This is a genomic window from Streptomyces ficellus (genome assembly GCF_030406405.1).
Taxonomy (GTDB): Bacteria; Actinomycetota; Actinomycetes; order Streptomycetales; family Streptomycetaceae; genus Streptomyces; species Streptomyces ficellus_B.
In genome coordinates this window covers 39,078-52,765 of record NZ_JAUEPL010000030.1, presented here as the reverse complement: position 1 = coordinate 52,765, position 13,688 = coordinate 39,078, and the positions used below count along the sequence as shown (strand labels likewise).

Annotated in this window: 15 protein-coding genes; 7 read left to right on the top strand and 8 right to left on the bottom strand. The window is 72.9% G+C overall.

Annotated elements, in window-relative coordinates; all coding sequences use genetic code 11:
* Positions 1–52: 52 nt before the first annotated feature.
* From QWM81_RS19655 to QWM81_RS19635, 5 genes are all read right to left on the bottom strand, one after another.
* Entirely contained in the window at positions 53–817 is a 765-nt protein-coding gene (locus tag QWM81_RS19655) for a hypothetical protein (protein WP_290113437.1), read from the bottom strand.
* 147 nt (positions 818–964) lie between these two features.
* On the bottom strand, positions 965–1,153 hold the full coding sequence (locus QWM81_RS19650; protein ID WP_290113436.1) for a hypothetical protein: 189 nt from the start codon (positions 1,151–1,153) through the stop codon (positions 965–967).
* A gap of 77 nt (positions 1,154–1,230) precedes the next feature.
* Positions 1,231–2,088, bottom strand: a complete 858-nt coding sequence (gene otsB / locus QWM81_RS19645; protein WP_290113435.1) for a trehalose-phosphatase — start codon at positions 2,086–2,088, stop codon at positions 1,231–1,233.
* A gap of 37 nt (positions 2,089–2,125) precedes the next feature.
* On the bottom strand, positions 2,126–2,359 hold the full coding sequence (locus QWM81_RS19640) for a DUF3263 domain-containing protein (protein ID WP_290113434.1): 234 nt from the start codon (positions 2,357–2,359) through the stop codon (positions 2,126–2,128).
* 13 nt (positions 2,360–2,372) lie between these two features.
* Complete coding sequence (locus QWM81_RS19635) at positions 2,373–3,641, bottom strand: extracellular solute-binding protein (RefSeq protein ID WP_493660871.1); 1,269 nt, start codon at positions 3,639–3,641, stop codon at positions 2,373–2,375.
* Between the two features lie 123 nt (positions 3,642–3,764).
* Between QWM81_RS19635 and QWM81_RS19630 the strand changes: the two genes are divergently transcribed.
* The 5 genes from QWM81_RS19630 to QWM81_RS19610 all read left to right on the top strand — a co-directional run bounded on the left by QWM81_RS19630 (position 3,765) and on the right by QWM81_RS19610 (position 8,935).
* Positions 3,765–4,700 carry an SIS domain-containing protein gene (locus QWM81_RS19630; RefSeq protein ID WP_290113433.1) on the top strand — a complete coding sequence of 312 codons (936 nt, stop codon included), beginning with the start codon at positions 3,765–3,767 and terminating at the stop codon, positions 4,698–4,700.
* 54 nt (positions 4,701–4,754) lie between these two features.
* Positions 4,755–5,693, top strand: coding sequence for an ROK family protein (locus tag QWM81_RS19625; protein ID WP_290113432.1), 939 nt, complete (start codon positions 4,755–4,757; stop codon positions 5,691–5,693).
* The gene (gene nagA, locus QWM81_RS19620) at positions 5,693–7,048 is read left to right on the top strand and encodes an N-acetylglucosamine-6-phosphate deacetylase (RefSeq protein WP_290113431.1); all 1,356 of its coding nucleotides are present in this window, start codon (positions 5,693–5,695) and stop codon (positions 7,046–7,048) included. Before QWM81_RS19625 ends, nagA begins: the two co-directional genes overlap by 1 nt.
* Positions 7,049–7,142: 94 nt before the next feature.
* Positions 7,143–8,069 carry a 1-phosphofructokinase family hexose kinase gene (locus QWM81_RS19615; RefSeq protein ID WP_290113430.1) on the top strand — a complete coding sequence of 309 codons (927 nt, stop codon included), beginning with the start codon at positions 7,143–7,145 and terminating at the stop codon, positions 8,067–8,069.
* Positions 8,070–8,083: 14 nt separating this feature from the next.
* Positions 8,084–8,935: a class II fructose-bisphosphate aldolase gene (locus QWM81_RS19610; RefSeq protein WP_290113429.1), complete on the top strand. Its 852-nt coding sequence runs from the start codon at positions 8,084–8,086 to the stop codon at positions 8,933–8,935.
* On the opposite strand, the gene QWM81_RS19605 is transcribed toward QWM81_RS19610, so the two are convergent.
* Positions 8,925–9,890, bottom strand: a complete 966-nt coding sequence (locus QWM81_RS19605) for a carbohydrate-binding protein (RefSeq protein ID WP_290113427.1) — start codon at positions 9,888–9,890, stop codon at positions 8,925–8,927. The genes QWM81_RS19610 and QWM81_RS19605 overlap by 11 nt on opposite strands.
* Before the next feature lie 88 nt (positions 9,891–9,978).
* Positions 9,979–11,646 (bottom strand): diguanylate cyclase CdgB, encoded by a 1,668-nt coding sequence (cdgB, locus tag QWM81_RS19600; RefSeq protein ID WP_290113425.1) that lies wholly within the window; start codon positions 11,644–11,646, stop codon positions 9,979–9,981.
* Between the two features lie 363 nt (positions 11,647–12,009).
* Between cdgB and QWM81_RS19595 the strand changes: the two genes are divergently transcribed.
* Complete coding sequence (locus QWM81_RS19595) at positions 12,010–12,483, top strand: flavin reductase family protein (protein ID WP_435372400.1); 474 nt, start codon at positions 12,010–12,012, stop codon at positions 12,481–12,483.
* Positions 12,484–12,504: 21 nt separating this feature from the next.
* Here QWM81_RS19595 and arfB read toward each other — a convergent pair whose 3' ends face one another.
* Positions 12,505–12,942 carry an alternative ribosome rescue aminoacyl-tRNA hydrolase ArfB gene (arfB, locus tag QWM81_RS19590; protein WP_290113422.1) on the bottom strand — a complete coding sequence of 146 codons (438 nt, stop codon included), beginning with the start codon at positions 12,940–12,942 and terminating at the stop codon, positions 12,505–12,507.
* Positions 12,943–13,054: 112 nt separating this feature from the next.
* On the opposite strand from arfB, the gene QWM81_RS19585 reads away from it, so the two are divergent.
* Complete coding sequence (locus tag QWM81_RS19585; protein ID WP_290113421.1) at positions 13,055–13,630, top strand: TerD family protein; 576 nt, start codon at positions 13,055–13,057, stop codon at positions 13,628–13,630.
* Positions 13,631–13,688: the final 58 nt, after the last annotated feature.

Below are 13,688 nucleotides of genomic sequence, written 5' to 3'. Positions count from 1 at the left end.
CGCTGACCCCCCGCTCACCGCACGGCGCCGCACGGCACCGCTGTGCGGTCGATCAGGGTTGCCAGTTGGGGTCGTGCAGGCGGGCGAGGTTCTGGCGGGCGAACATCTCGGCCGGGCTGGTGAGGATTCCGGCGGCCGCCAGGTCGTCGAGGATCTCCCAGTACAGCTCGATCGCCGCGCCGCGGTGTCCGGTGGCTGCCAGGGTGTACGCCAGGTTGTTGCGTACGGCGATGGTGTCCTCGTCCACCGGGCCGAAGGCGCGGGAGCTTTGGACGGCCAGGGGGCCGAGCAGGGTGAGGGCGCCGCTCAGGTCGCCTCGCAGGCGGTGCTGTTCGGCGGTCGACAGGCGCTGGAAGAGGGTGGCCCGGTCTGTCACCGGCTTGGTGGCGAGTTGGCCGGCCTTCCATATGCCGAGGGCGTGTTCGGCGAGTTCCAGGGCGTTTTCGGGTGCGGCGTGGCGGCGTACCCGGCGGGTGCTCAGCGTCCAGGAGGCGAGCTGCTGCCGCAACTCGGGGACGGGCGTGTGCTCGGCCAGGAGCCAGGTGGTGTGGTCGCCCGAGCCGAGGCCCAGGACGCTGCCGCCGGCCGTGAGCGCGTAGTCGCGGTTGGGGAACATGGAGAACTCGAATCGCCAGCCGCGTCCCTTCCGTTCGACGTCGCCGGGGGTCAGCGCGTAGAGCCAGTCCAACTCCGGCCAGGGTATGGACACCACGCCGCGCAGGAAGCGGCCGGCGGAGATGCCGGAGCCGTCCAGCCTCAGTGTCAGCCTGTGCACCGGCCGGGTGGTCGGTCCGGTTCCGCGGCCGAGATAGGTCACGCCATGGATCGTGAGCCGTTCCACGTCCCCGCCCTCCCCCGCGGCGCCCCCGCGCCCCGTCGCAAGGCGTGTACCCGGCGTATCGGCTCCTTACGCGGAAGCGGCGCCCTGGCCACAGGGGCCGGGGCGCCGCGCAGAGGCCGGTGGTCAGCTCTTCTTCGGCCGCGGCGTCGGGGGCGACAGCAGGAGCTTTCCCGCCCCGGCCTTCAGCGCCAGAGCCCCGCACTCGTGGTTGTCGCGGTAGAAGCCCTCGACTTCGACCGGGTTCAAGGCCGCTTCGACCTCGCTGCCCAGCGTTTCCTTGAGGTCGCGGATGATGGGGTCTGTAACAGACATACCGATATCCCCTTATAGCGAGACATACAGGCTCGTATCCCAGTAGAGCGCGCCTGTACGCACTTCGCAAAAGCAGGTCAGGCGACGGCTCCCGCCAGGGCCGTCAGGAACGCGACCACGCCCGGCGGGCCCGGGAGGAGGAGGTCCGCGCGGGTGGCGACCTCCCTGACCTCCGTGCTGCCGCTGCACACCAGCACACCCGGCACCCCGTCCGAGCGGAGCTTCTCGACGGCCGCGAAGGCCGGCAGGTCACCGAGGTCGTCGCCCGCGTACAGCACCGACTCCGCGCCGGTCTCGTGGACGTACTCCGTGAGCGCCACGCCCTTGTCCACGCCCGGGGGCCGCAGCTCCAGGACCAGGCGCCCCGGTTCGAGGACCAGGCCGTGACGGGCCGCCAGCCCCGCGAGCGGGTCGCGCAGCGCCTCGAACGCCGCCTGCGGGTCCTCCGCGCGCCGGGTGTGGACGGCCACCGCCCGCCCCTTCTCCTCGATCCACGTGCCGCGCCACGCCCCCACCCGGTCCAGGAACCCGGGCAGTTCGGCGCGGACCGCTGCCACGCCCGGATGCGCGGGCGCGGCCTGGACCGTTCCCGTGAGGGCGTCCCACCGTTCGGCGCCGTAGTGGCCGAGGATCACCAGCCGCTCCAGGCCCGGCACCCCGGCGAAGCCGCCGTTGCGCACCGCCACCCCGGCCGGGCGGCCGGTGATCACGGCGACGGACGCGACCCGCGGGGCGAGCGCGGCGATGGCCTCGACGGCGCCGGGGTGGGCGCGGGCCTGCTCGGGGTCGTCGACGATGTCGGCGAGCGTGCCGTCGAAGTCGAGGGCGACGACCGCCTTCCCGGGCCGGGCCAGCAGCGCGGCCAGGCCGTCGCGGCCGGCCGGCGTGGTGGGGCGGGGCAGGGAGGGCGGGAGGGAGTCCGGTTGCGTACCCATGTGCGGAAACCTATCCCCGGGCCCCGCCCCGCACACCTCAGCGGCGCGCCTCGCGCGAAGCCCGCAGCCGCCGCAGCCGGTTGACCGTCACGGGGTCGTGGGCCAGCGCCCTGGGGTCGTCGAGGAGGGCGTTGAGCAGCTGGTAGTAGCGGGTGGGCGACATGCCCAGCTGCTCCCGGATCGCCCGCTCCTTGGCGCCGGGGCCCGGCCACGAGCGCCGTTCCATGGCGAGGACGGCACGGTCCCGGTCGGTCAGTTCGGCGGCGGTCATATGAGCAACATAGTTACTCGGCGGCTTCCGCGTCCTTCGCGTCCTGCGCGATGCCCGCGAGCACGGCCTCCGGGTCGCCGCCCGGCTCGACGGCCTTGCCGATGTTCTTCTTGATGCTCTCGCTGACCTTCGCCCAGGACGTCTGGCCGACCGGGTACAGCTCCGACGTGGGCAGTTCCGCCAGGAACGGCCACAGGTCCTTGTGCTTGGGGTCGCCCTGCATCGCGGTGCCGGCGGTGACGGTCACAGGGAGGATGTCGTACTTGTCGGAGAAGGCCAGCACGTTCTTGTCCTCGTACACGTAGTCGAGGAACGTGCCGATCTCCTCGCGGTGGCCGTTCTGCTTGAACGCCATCATCCAGTCGGCCACGCCCATGGTCGCCCTGGCCTCACCGTCCGTGCCCGGCAGCGGGATCTTGCCGACGTCCACGCCGGCCTTCTCGGCGGTCTCCATCAGCGTGGGGTGGCCGTTGAGCATGCCGACGTCACCGCGGGCGAAGGCGTCGAACGCCTCCTGCCGGTCCAGCTCGCCGGGCGTGCCGGGGCCGGTCAGGCCGGGGTCCACGAGCTCGCTCTTGAGCCACTTGAAGGTGCTGACGTTGGCGGTGGAGTTGATCTCGTACGAGATGTCGGCGGTGTCGCGGTAGCCGCCGCCCCCGCTGAGGAACCACATCATGGTCTCGGCCTGGGACTCCTCGGAGCCGAGCGGCAGCGCGAAGGGGTAGGTCACGCCCTGGGCCTTGAGCTTCTCGGCGGCCTCGCGGATGCCCTTCCAGTCCTTCGGGGGCGTGGCGCCGGCCTTGGCGAACAGGTCCTTGTTGTAGAAGAGCAGCCGGGTGCTGGCGGCGAACGGCATGCCGTACTGGACGCGGTCGACCTCGCCGGCTCGGCTGAGCAGGGGCAGGAAGTTGGCCTGGGTCCGTATGGAGAGCAGGTCGTCGGCCTTGTAGAGGCGGTCCTCGGCGGCGTAGTCGGCGTACGCGCCGATCTGGGCGAGGTCGGGCGCCTGGCCGTTCTTGACCATCTCGGCGACCTCGCGGTCGACGTCCTTCCACGACATGACGTCCACGTCGATCGTGATGCCGGGGTGCGACTTCTCGAAGGACCGGGCGAGGTCGTCCCAGTATTTCTGCGAGGTGTTGGAGTCGTTGTTGCCGTAGTCGGCGGCGACCAGCTTGAGGGTCACGTCGCCGGAGTCACCGACGCCTCCGCAGCCGGCGAGCGTCGCCGCCAAGCTCAGTGCGGCCACCGCCGCGGTCAGTCCCATGTAGCGGCGCTGCACAGCTCTTCCCCACCTCGCGTTGTTCCTGGAGCGGTGATTTTCCCACAGTGACGGATGAGGTCTACACCACGTGGGTATCGCTCCGGCAACTCTTGCCGGCCGTCGATGGAGGAGCCGTCTCGCATGTCACGTACAGCGGAGGAGATCGCCACCCAGCCCACCTGCTGGCGCCGCGCCGCCGAGGCGGCCGCGTCGTTCACGGCCGGGCTGCCGCGGCCGGGCGAGCGGGTCGCCGTCACGGGGTGCGGGACGTCGTGGTTCATGGCGATCGCGTACGCCGCGCTGCGGGAGGCGGCGGGGCAGGGGGAGACCGACGCGTTCGCCTCGTCGGAGTTCCCGTCCTCACGCGCGTACGACCGCGTCGTGGCGATCACCCGGTCGGGTACGACGACGGAGGTGTTGGACGTGCTGGCGGCGGTGCGCGGGAAGGTGCCGACGCTGGCGCTGACGGCCGACCCCAAGACGCCCGTCATGGACGCGGCCGACGCGGTCGCGGTGCTGGACTGGGCGGACGAGGAGTCGGTGGTCCAGACGCGGTTCGCGACGACGGCGCTGGCGTTCCTGCGGGCGGCCCTCGGACCGGTGGCGGGCGTGAAGCCGGTCGCCGAGGCGGCGGTGGACGCGGAGCTCGCGGTGACGGAGCCGCTGCCGGAGGCGGTCCTCGCGGCCGAGCAGTGGACGTTCCTGGGCCGGGGCTGGACGTACGGGCTGGCGCTGGAGGCCGGCCTGAAGATGCGGGAGGCGGCGGGTGCGTGGACGGAGGCGTACCCCGCGATGGAGTACCGCCACGGCCCGATCGCGATCACCGGACCGGGCCGGGTGACGTGGGTGTTCGGGGAGCTGCCCGAGGGCCTCGCGGGCGAGGTGGCACGGGTGGGCGGCACGCTGCACGCGCACGCGACGGCGGACCCGGCGGCGGACCCGATGACGGACCCGATGACGGACCCGATGGCCGACCTGATCCGGGCGCAGCGGCTGGCGGTGGCGCTCGCCGAGGCGAAGGGCCTCGACCCGGACCGGCCGCGCAACCTGACCCGCAGCGTGATCCTCTCCTCGTAAGCCGCCCATAAGTGGACTAGACCTTTCACGGGTTCACGAGCGACACTGTCTCCCGTGAGACACGTCATCGCCCTCGATGTGGGCGGCACCGGGATGAAGGCCGCGCTGGTCGGAGCCGACGGGGCCCTGCTGTACGAGGCGCGCCGCGCCACCGGCCGGGAGCGCGGGCCCGACGCGGTCGTGGAGTCGGTCCTCGGCTTCGCCGCGGAGCTGTACGCCCACGGCCGCGAGCGGTACGGCACCGGCGCGGTCGCCGCCGGTGTGGCCGTACCCGGCATCGTCGACACCGCCCGGGGCGTCGCGCGCTACGCGGCCAACCTCGGCTGGCGCGACGTACCGATGCGCGCCCTCCTGAGCGAGCGGCTCGGCGGCCTGCCGGTCGCGCTCGGGCACGACGTGCGCGCCGGCGGGCTCGCCGAGGGCCGCGTGGGCGCCGGGCAGGGCGCCGACCGGTTCCTGTTCGTGCCGCTGGGCACCGGGATCGCGGGCGCGATCGGCATCGGCGGGGCCATCGAGGCGGGCGCGCACGGGTACGCGGGCGAGATCGGGCACATCGTGGTGCGCCCCGGCGGGCCCGCGTGCGGCTGCGGGCAGCGCGGCTGCCTGGAGACCCTCGCCTCCGCCTCGGCCGTGTCGAGGGCCTGGGCGGCGGCCAGCGGCGACGCGGAGGCGGACGCGGCGGACTGCGCCAAGGCCGTCGAGTCGGGCGACCCCGTCGCCGTACGGGTCTGGCAGGACGCGGTGGACGCGCTCGCCGACGGGCTGGTCACCGCGCTGACTCTGCTGGACCCGCGCACGCTCATCATCGGTGGCGGGCTCGCGGAAGCCGGGGAAACGTTGTTCACACCCCTGCGGGCGGCCGTCGAGGAGCGGGTGACGTTCCAGAAGCTGCCCGCCATCGTGCCGGCGGCCCTCGGGGACACCGCCGGCTGCCTGGGCGCGGGCCTCCTCGCCTGGGACCTGCTCTCCAAGGACTCGGAGGTTTCCGCCTGATGGCCGATCGCAAGGTTCTCGCCGGTGCCCGTGTGGTACTGCCGACCGGGATCGTCGACAACGGGCGGGTGACCGTCGAAAACGGCCGCATCGTCACCGCCGGCCCGGCCCCCGCCGAGCGCGGCGACGCACCTGGACGGCCGGCCACACCCGGCGCCCCGGCGGTCGGCGGCACCGGCGCGCGGACCGCTTCAGGCGGCACCGATGCCGCATCCGGCGCCCGCGCCGAAGGCGCCGCAGGCGCAAGCGACGCGGCGGCCTGGGCCGAAAGCGTTGTGGGCGCGACGGGCGCGACGGGGCCGGCTGCGTGGGCCGAGCGCGGCCGCGGCGTCATCGACCTCAGCGGGTGCTGGATCGTCCCCGGGTTCGTGGACATGCACAACCACGGCGGCGGCGGCGCGTCCTTCACCTCCGGGACGGTCGAGGAGGTCCTCCACGGCATCCGCACGCACCGGCTGCACGGCACCACCACGGTCGTCGCCTCCACCGTCACCGGCGAGATGGACTTCCTCGCGCACCGCGCCGGGGAGCTGTCCGAGCTGGCCGAGCAGGGCGACATCGCAGGCGTCCACTTCGAGGGGCCGTTCATCTCGCCGTGCCGCAAGGGCGCCCACAGCGAGGCGCTGCTGCGCGACCCCGACCCGGCCGAGGTGCGCAAGCTGATCGACGCGGCGCGCGGCCACGCCCGCATGGTGACCCTCGCCACCGAACTGCCCGGCGGCATCGACTCCGTACGGCTGCTGACCGAGCACGGCGTCATCGCGGCGATCGGGCACACGGACGCGACGTACGAGCAGACCGTCGAGGCGATCGAGGCGGGCGCCACGGTCGCCACGCACCTGTTCAACGCCATGCCGCCGCTCGGCCACCGCGCGCCCGGTCCGATCGCCGCGCTGCTCCAGGACGAGCGGGTCACCGTCGAGCTGATCAACGACGGCACCCATCTGCACCCGGCGGCGCTGGAACTGGCGTTCCATCACGCCGGCGCCGGGCGTGTCGCGTTCATCACGGACGCGATGGACGCGGCGGGATTCGGCGACGGCGTCTACCACCTCGGTCCGCTGGAGGTGGAGGTACGCGAGGGGGTCGCCCGGCTGGTGGAGGGCGGCTCGATCGCGGGCTCCACGCTCACCCTGGACACCGCGTTCAAGCGGGCGGCGACCGTCGACCGGCTGCCCGTCGAGGCGATCGTGCGAGCCATTTCCGCCAACCCGGCGAAACTGCTGGGGCTCTACGACAGGGTCGGCTCGCTGGAGCCGGGCAAGGACGCGGACCTGGTGGTCCTGGACGACGCGTTCGGCCTGGTCGGCGTCATGCGCAAGGGCGCGTGGGTGGTGGCGCCGCACGTCGCCTGATCGGACCCCGGGGACTGGGCCAACCGCCGTGGGTTTGGCATGATCAGGACCCGGAAGCGCAAGCGGCGGGCGTACGTCTGGGGGGTGTGTCACGGTGATCCTGACGGTCACGCTGAACACCGCCCTGGACATCACGTACACGGTGGACGCCCTGGTCCCGCACGCCTCGCACCGCGTCACCGACGTCGCCGAACGCCCCGGCGGCAAGGGCCTCAACGTCGCCCGCGTGCTCGCCTCCCTCGGTCACGACACCGTGGTCACGGGCTTCGCGGGCGGCCCCACCGGCGACGTACTGCGCGGCCTCCTCGCGCCCCTGCCGGTGCGGGACGCGCTCCTCCCGGTCGCCGGCACCACGCGCCGGACGGTGGCCGTCATCGACGCGGCGACCGGCGACACCACCCAGCTCAACGAGCCGGGCCCGGCCATCACGCCCGCCGAGTGGTCGGCCTTCCTCACCGCGTACGACACCCTCGTACGGGACGCCCGCGCGGTCGCCCTGTGCGGCAGCCTGCCGCCCGGCGTCCCCGTGGGCGCGTACGGGGAGCTGGTGCGCCGCGCCCGCGCCGCGTCCGCGCTCGTCCTGCTGGACACCAGCGGCGAACCGCTGCGCCGGGGCATCGCCGCCCGCCCCGACCTGGTCAAGCCCAACGCCGACGAGCTGGCCCAGCTCACCGGCTCCCGCGAGCCGCTGCGCGCCACCCGCGACGCCCGCCGCCGGGGCGCCCACGCCGTGGTGGCCTCGCTCGGCCCGGACGGGCTGCTCGCGGTCACCCCGGACGGCACCTGGTGGGCCGCCCCGCCCGCGCCGGTGAAGGGCAACCCGACGGGCGCGGGCGACTCGGCGGTGGCGGGCCTGCTGTCCGCGCTGGTCGAGGGCCTGCCCTGGCCGGACCGGCTGCGCCGCGCGGTCGCCCTGTCGGCGGCGACGGTGCCGGCCCCGGCGGCGGGCGAGTACGACACACGGACGTACACCGAGCTCCTGGGCCGGGTCACGGTGAAGGAGCACGCCGCAGCCGCATAACGGAGGTAGAGCACATGCCCCTCGTCCCCACCGCCGAGCTGATCGACCGGGCCAGGGCCGCGCACCGCGCGGTGGCCGCGTTCAACGTCATCACCCTGGAGCACGCCGAGGCGATCGCGGCGGGGGCGGAGCGGGCCGGTGCGCCCGCGATCCTCCAGATCTCCGAGAACGCCGTGAAGTTCCACGGTGGCGACCTGGCCGGCATCGCCGCCGCCACGGCCGCCGTCGCCCGCGCCTGCACCGTGCCGCTGGGCCTGCACCTGGACCACGTCGTCTCGCCCGACCTGCTGCGCTCGGCGCACACCGAGGGCTTCAGCTCGGTGATGTTCGACGCCTCCAAGCTCCCGTACGGCGACAACGTCAAGGCGACGGCCGAGGCCGTGCGCTGGGGCCGCGAGCGGGGCATCTGGGTCGAGGCGGAGCTGGGCAAGGTCGGCGGCAAGGACGGCGAGCCCCCGCTGGACGCCCACACCCCGGGCGTCCGCACGGACCCGGCCGAAGCCGCCGCGTACATCGCGGACACCGGGGTCGACGCACTGGCCGTCGCGGTCGGCTCCACCCACGCGATGACGGAACGCACGGCGTCCCTGGACCACGCCCTGATCGCCGCCCTGCGCGACGCGGTCGGCGTCCCCCTGGTCCTGCACGGCTCCTCGGGCGTCCCGGACGACGAACTCCGCGCGGCGATCACGGCCGGCATGACCAAGATCAACATCGGTACGGCCCTGAACACGGCTTTCACGTCCGCCGTCCGCGCCTACCTGGACGCCCACCCCACCACGGTCGACCCCCGCAAGTACCTCGTCCCCGCTCGCGAGGCGATGACGGGGACGGTGGCGCACTTCCTGACGGTGGTCAGCCCTTGACGTGCCCCTGCTTCAGCCACACCTGGTCGAGGTACGCCTCGCACTGGTCGCCCGGCTCGCACGACATCTTCATGGTGTTCACGCCCTTCTTGAGCGTGACCCAGGAGTAGGTCTTGGTCCAGCCCTTCTCCCAGTCGTTCTCCGCCGCCTGGGCGAAGTTGGACATGTTGATCCCGCGCGGCTGCTCGCCATTGATCGACAGGGAGGTCTTCGCGTCCCGGCCGGGCACGCCGTACGTCAGGAACAGCGTGTACTCGCCGTCCTTCGGCACCTCCACCGTCCAGCTCGCGGAGCCGCCGACCCCGTTGAACATGACGTACGCGCCGTCAGCGCCCTTCGCGCCCTTGACGTCCTTGCCGAGGGTCGCCGGGCCGCCCAGCTGGAGCGTCGCCGCGTCCTGCTTGGGCAGCTCGACCGGCTGCTCCTCCTGGGAGGCGGACGGCCGCGCGCTCGGGGACTCCTGGACCTGGGACGCGGCCGGGGCCGGGTTCGCCTGGTCGTCCTTGGTGCCGTCGGAGGTGTTGGTCAGGACCGCGATGGTGATTCCGGCCACGACGACCCCGACGACCGCGATCGCGCCGATCAGCAGGCCCTTGGTGTTGGGGCCGCCGCCCCGGCCGCCGCCGCGCTGCGGGGGCTGCGCCTGGGGCACCGGGCGGGTCCGGTCACCGCCGCCCGGGTAGCTCTCGGGCGCCGCGTACTGCGGGCTCGGCTGGGCGTACTGCTGGTACTGCTGGTACTGCTGTTGCGGCGGGACCTGGCCGTACTGGCGCTCGCCCACCGCCCTGACCTGGTTGTACGACGTCCTGGGCACACCCGGCGAGGCGGGACCCGGGTAGCCGTAGCCGCCGCCCTGGCGCGGCGCCTGCGCGCCCGCCGCCTGCCCGTCCGCGTAAAGGTAGCCGAACGGATCGTCGTCCTCGGGCGTGCTCGCGCCGTTGTTACCGGCAGCCATCCCTGGTCACTCCTCATCCCTGCTCGCCAGCGGTCACCGACCCGGGCGAGCCTACCCCGAACGGACTACCAGACCCGGCGGCCGCGGCCTACCCCGCCCTGCGGTGGACCTTCGAGCGGGAGCGCTTTTCGATGTACATGCGCTGGTCAGCGGAGTTCAGCACCTCTTCGACGGACATTCCGCACTCCGCCCAGCCGATCCCGAAACTGGCCCCCACGCGCACCGCCCGTCCGTCCACCCGGATCGGCGGAATGATCGCGTTGCGCAGGCGTACGGCCAGATCGGCGGCGTCGGCCGCGCCGAGCCCGTCCGCGAGGACGACGAACTCGTCACCGCCCAGCCGGGCCACGGTGTCCCCGTCCCGCACCCCGGCGGTCAGGCGGTGGGCCACCTCGATGAGCACGGCGTCACCGGTGTGGTGCCCGAACCGGTCGTTGATCGACTTGAAGCCGTCCAGGTCGCAGAAGAGCACGGCGAGCCCCTTCGTACCGTCGTCGACCTCCCCGTCCGGCGCGATGGCGTGTACGTGAGGGTCGTACGCGCCCGGGTCCGCGCAGCCGCCGAAGTCGAAGCCGTCGCCCCGGTAGGCCCGCTCGCCGTACTCGTAGTCACCGCTGTCATAGCTGTCGTAGCTGTCCGGGTCGCGCCCGCCGGCCGTCGAGCGCACCGCGTGGGGGCGGGAGCACAGCCGGGAGCTGAGCCGGGCGCGCAGCTCGGCGCTGTTGGGCAGGCCGGTGAGCGCGTCGTGCGAGGCGCGGTGGGCGAGCTGGAGCTCGTGCCGTTTGCGCTCCTCGATGTCCTCGACGTGGGTGAGCAGGAAGCGCGGCCCGTCCGCGGTGTCGGCGACCACCGAGTTGCGCAGGGACACCCACACGTACGTGCCGTCGCGGCGGGCGAGGCGCAGCTCGGCGCGGCCGCCCTCGGCGGAGGTGCGCAGCAGGGTGCCGATGTCCTCGGGGTGGACCAGGTCGGAGAAGGAGTACCGGCGCATGACGGAGGCGGGGCGGCCCAGCAGCCGGCACAGGGCGTCGTTGGCCCGCAGCAGCCGCCCGTGCTGATCGCCGCCCATCTCGGCGATGGCCATGCCGGACGGGGCGTACTCGAAGGCCTGCCGGAACGACTCTTCACTGGCCCGCAGCGCCTGCTGCTCCCGCTCCAGGCGGACCAGGGCGCGCTGCATATTGGCCCGGAGCCGGGCGTTGCTGATCGCGATGGCGGCCTGCGAGGCGTACATCTGGAGCGCCTCCTGACCCCAGGGGCCGGGGCGGCGGCCGTTGCGCGGCCGGTCGACGGAGATGACGCCGAGCAGTTCGCGGCCGCTGCCGGAGGCGTACATCGGGGCGTAGAGGCGGTCGCGGGGGTGCCACTCGTCCTCGAAGCGGGGCTCGGGGCCGTCGGTGTGCCACTGCGGCACGTCATCCTCTATCAGGACCCAGCCCTCGGTGTGCGGTATGAACCGCAACTCACCCCAGGCCTCGCCCATGCTCAGGCGGCGCTCCCAGGAGGCCCGGGAGCCGACGCGGCCGGTGATGAGGGCCTCGGCGGCGGCGCTGCCGGCGAAGGCGGCGACGACCAGGTCACCGTCCGGGCGTACGAGGTTGACGCAGGCCAGTTCGTAGCCGAGGCCGGCGGTGACGCCATCGGCGACGGTCTGCAGTGTGTCGGCCAGGCTTCGGGCCGTGTTGAGGTTGGCGACGACCTGATGCAGCTGCCGCAGGGTCGCAAGACGGACGTACGGCTCCGACTCGGTCTCCATTGCTCGCTCTCCCCGAGACCTCGACAGCAACTCCAGGGTTCTCATCGGCGCTCGTGTTGCACTGTCACCGGCCACTGAATCACAGCGAGCTGTGCCCCAGGTACACAGGGTCAACAAAACCTGGCCTCTGTGACTCAAGTCACAAAGAATGATATTGGTGCCGGGCCCGAGCCGATGGCGGTTCCGTGCGGGTCCTGTCCGCCCGGTATGCGGCCCTGGACCTAGGACCGGCCTGGTCCCTGGGCCCGATGCGGGCCGGCGGCGGGCACGGTTAGCGTTCCCGGTGTGCTGCCGACGACTCAGTCTCCCACCCCTGCCGTCCCTCATCCTGAGGGGGTGAGCAACGACGACTTCCGGGCCGCGATGTCCCGCCTGGCCGCCGGTGTGGTGCTGGTCACGGCGCACGATCCGGACGACGGCCCGAGAGGCGAGGACGTCGGCATGACGGCGACGTCCTTCATGTCCGTGTCACTGGACCCGCCGCTGGTGCTGGTGAGCCTGCGCGACGGCTCCCGCATGGACGACCTGCTCGCGGAGCAGCCGGTGTGGGGCGTGTCGATCCTCTCCGAGGGCCAGCGGCACGTCGCGGGCCGGTTCGCGATGAAGGGCCGCGTCAGCGACCGGCTGCTGTTCGCGGACATCCCGTGCGCGCGCGGCGAGGTGAGCGGCGCGCCGCTGGTGGACGGGTCGCTGGCGACGCTGGAGTGCCGCACGGAACAGCGTGTGGCGGCGGGTGACCACACGCTGGTGATCGGCCGGGTGCTGAAGGTCGGCTTCCCCGGCGGCGAGGGCAACCCGCTGACGTACTTCCGCGGGCGCTACCGGCACCTGTCCTGACGGGGGCGCCCCCGCGGGGGCTCAGGACCAGTCGCGGGGCGAGCGGCCGCGTTTGGTTTCGGCGCGGTGCTTCTTCTCGCGCAGGCGGCGCTCGTTGATGCCGCGCGGGATCTTCGTCGGGCGGCGGGGCTTGGGCGGCGGCGCCGTCGCCTCGGCCAGCAGGGACGCCAGCCGGACCGCCGCCGTCTCCCGGTTGCGCCACTGCGAGCGGTGCTCGGAGGCGCGGACGGTGAGCACCCCGTCGACCAGCCGGCCCGCCAGACGGCTCAGCGCGCGCTCCTTCCAGACCGGCGGCAGCGCCTGCGTACGCACCAGGTCGAAGCGCAGCTCCACCTGGGAGTCGCTGGTGTTGACGTGCTGCCCGCCCGGCCCGGACGACCTGGAGAAACGCCACATCAGCTCGGCCTCCGGCAGGCAGACCGAACCGCGGATGACATAGGGACCGGACATGCCCTCCATGTTCCCCGTCCCGACGCGGTCACGTCATCCCGTTTTCCCCGCCTGGAACCACTCGGTCACGCTGCGCGTTATGTGCTGTGACGTCACCGATGCATGAAGAAAGGGACTTCCCATGGCTGTAAGCCTGTCCAAGGGCGGCAATGTCTCGCTGACCAAGGAGGCGCCGGGACTGACCGCCGTCACTGTGGGCCTCGGCTGGGACGTCCGTACGACCACCGGCACCGACTTCGACCTCGACGCCTCGGCGATCGGCGTCGACGGCTCCGGCAAGGTCGCCTCCGACGCGCACTTCGTCTTCTTCAACAACAAGTCCACCCCCGACCAGACCATCGTCCACACCGGTGACAACCGCACCGGCGAGGGCGGCGGCGACGACGAGCAGATCAACGTCAACCTGGCCGGTCTCCCGGCGAACGTCGACAAGATCGTCTTCCCGGTCTCCATCTACGACGCGGTCAACCGCTCCCAGAACTTCGGCCAGGTGCGCAACGCGTACATCCGCATCGTCAACCAGGCCGGCGGCGCGGAGCTCGCCCGCTACGACCTGAGCGAGGACGCCGCCACCGAGACCGCCATGGTCTTCGGCGAGCTGTACCGCAACGGCTCGGAGTGGAAGTTCCGCGCCGTCGGCCAGGGCTACGCCTCCGGCCTGGAGGGCATCGCCCGCGACTTCGGCGTCAACCTCTGACACCACCCCTGAACGGCTGTGGCCCCGGGGCGAAGCCCGCCCCGGGGCCCTACCGTGG